The 2,130-nt window shown below is 53.1% G+C and carries 3 protein-coding genes and 1 pseudogene; 1 reads left to right on the forward strand and 3 read right to left on the reverse strand.

The features are described from left to right. On the forward strand, window positions 1-296 hold a 296-nt coding region (locus tag GIW04_RS30090; RefSeq protein ID WP_236479562.1), incomplete at its 5' end, for a conjugal transfer nickase/helicase domain-containing protein. Window positions 297-427: 131 nt separating this feature from the next. Here GIW04_RS30090 and GIW04_RS30095 read toward each other — a convergent pair. From GIW04_RS30095 to GIW04_RS31395, 3 genes and pseudogenes are all read right to left on the reverse strand, one after another. After that, a pseudogene (locus GIW04_RS30095) lies at window positions 428-799 on the reverse strand (electron transfer flavoprotein subunit beta/FixA family protein); the annotation flags it as partial. 130 nt (window positions 800-929) lie between these two features. Further along, window positions 930-1,697 (reverse strand): HpcH/HpaI aldolase/citrate lyase family protein, encoded by a 768-nt coding sequence (locus GIW04_RS30100; protein WP_261754711.1) that lies wholly within the window; start codon window positions 1,695-1,697, stop codon window positions 930-932. A gap of 89 nt (window positions 1,698-1,786) precedes the next feature. Further along, a complete protein-coding gene (locus GIW04_RS31395) occupies window positions 1,787-1,963 on the reverse strand; it encodes a hypothetical protein (protein WP_329607660.1) in 177 nt (58 codons plus the stop codon). Window positions 1,964-2,130 lie beyond the last annotated feature (167 nt).

Here is a 2,130-nt window from a genome sequence, read left to right on the forward strand (position 1 = left end):
GTCCAGGGGTGTTTCAACGCTACGCACAGGAACACCCGCTTACGGCAATCTTTGCCAAAAGGGAGAGAATGGCGGACTGGCAGTGGGTACAGAAGCTTTTTGAGAACCTGAAACTGCACCGCAAACAAGATAACGGTCTGAACATCTGGACATGTGAAGTCAATGGACCCCGAAAGTCACGCAAGTTGCATGGCTACCTTCTGATTGATCCGCTGCTATTGTTCAATGATATTCCCATGAACAATCCTTATCTCGCGGTGCTGCCAGCGTCGAACGCTACGGCGTCAATCCAATAACCGTGTTGCACTCAGCCCCTGCATCCGCCGTTCTACGGGACCGGGATGTCATGGTGGTCAAAGTCCTCTTTGGGGGAATCATCCCCTATCGAGGTATCCATGAAAATTTAGACCAGCACAATACTCGGAATGTTGTCGCTGTCGATGGCTGGTTTGCCAAGGATCACCAACTGAGGCTGTTCCTCGTCGACAACAGCTTTCAACAGTTTGGCAACAGCCAGGGAAGTCGGATCTTCGGCAGATTCGACGAGGATGGCGCGGTCGGCACCCAGAGCCAACGCAGTGCGCAGTTGCTCTTGGGCGGTGGACGGGCCGATGGAGACGACGACGATTTCAGTCGCAACACCTTGCTCTTTCAGGCGTACGGCTTCTTCCAAGGCGATTTCGCAGAAAGGGTTCATCTACATCTTGACGTTAGCGAGGTCGATGCCGGAGTTGTCCGCTTTGACGCGAATCTTGACGTTATAGTCGACCACTCGTTTGATTGGCACCAAAATTTTCATGGCTTACCTTTTATTGTTTGTGAAGATGCCACCGCTGCTGGCGGGATTGCGTCGAAATTTCTGTGTGCGAGCTCTATTAACTTATTCGTTACAACAGCCTCCATAATAAGGCTTAGTCGTGGCGTCTAAGTCAGGGCGCGCCGGCTAACTGTCGTTGAGAGTTACAGGGAGGCACTGCGAGCACTCGCAGAGCTTGTCTAAGGAGAGGCTCATCGATCATGCGTCCATTGAGGCTTACTACCCCGCCTGCAGCAGATTGCATCGCCGCAACCACTTCTTCAGCCCAAAGGCGTTGCTCTTTGCTGGGGCTGAAGGCGCCACGAATAACGTTGACGTGGGATGGGTGAATGCATGCCTTGGCCGTAAAGCCCACGTCAACCGCTTGCTTCGATTCGCGGGCCAACCCGTCCACATCTGCTATATCAATATGCACGGCATCAATGGCTGGCTTACCGCACTGGCCAGCAGCTAGGAGTATTGTGGTTCGCGCGTGCTCGACCACAGGGTAGTAGTTTCCGAAGGGGTCCCGGCTACTGCGCCCTCCCAGGTCGGCGATTAGATCTTCGCCTCCCCAGAACAGCGCAATACAGTTCTGAGCCATCGCTAACTGATAAGCGTTGATCACTCCTTTCGCGGTTTCACAGAGCGCGATGACGTGGAAGTCATCCAAAGCCGCCAGCTGCTGTGTTTCCTCTGCCTTCGGAAGAAGGATCAGCGGAGAAAAACCGCTCCGTTCACGCAGGTCCCGCAAGGCTTGCACATCCTCTTTGTACCAAGGGGATGTAGATGCGTTTATCCGGACAATTATGTCCTTACCTGATTCCGGCAAGGCATTAATTACGCAGCGACGGGCCGCTTCCTTGCGTTGTGGAGCGACGCTGTCTTCCAAGTCAAAAATAACGCGGTCGGCACGATGCTATGCCTTTTCAAAGCGGTCAGGACGATCGCCAGGGCAAAATAATATGGCCTCTCCGAGGCGGATTTCTTTCATACAACCTCCGGTTTGCGCAACATGAGCGCGTGACGCCGGGCAACGGCCACTAAAACACCTTTCTGGTTATACCCACGATGCTCCAGCAGAACTATTCCAGCGTCCGGGCGGGACTTTGATAGACGCTTTTCCATGACTTCTGTCTTCGCATAGAGGGTATCGCCAGAAAACACCGGTGCAGGAAAACTTATGTCAGTAAAACCTAAGGAAACTCTGAAAAAGACTTCCTGATTTTGGCAAAATAGCCGGACACCACCCGCCGAATTTTCCGATGAAGCAGATCTCCTTCGCCGATGCTGAGTATGCCGGCAAGCGTAAACAAACCCGACGTGAGCGTTTT

Source organism: Pseudomonas sp. PA-4-8C, from assembly GCF_021606625.1.
GTDB lineage: Bacteria > Pseudomonadota > Gammaproteobacteria > Pseudomonadales > Pseudomonadaceae > Aquipseudomonas > Aquipseudomonas lactis.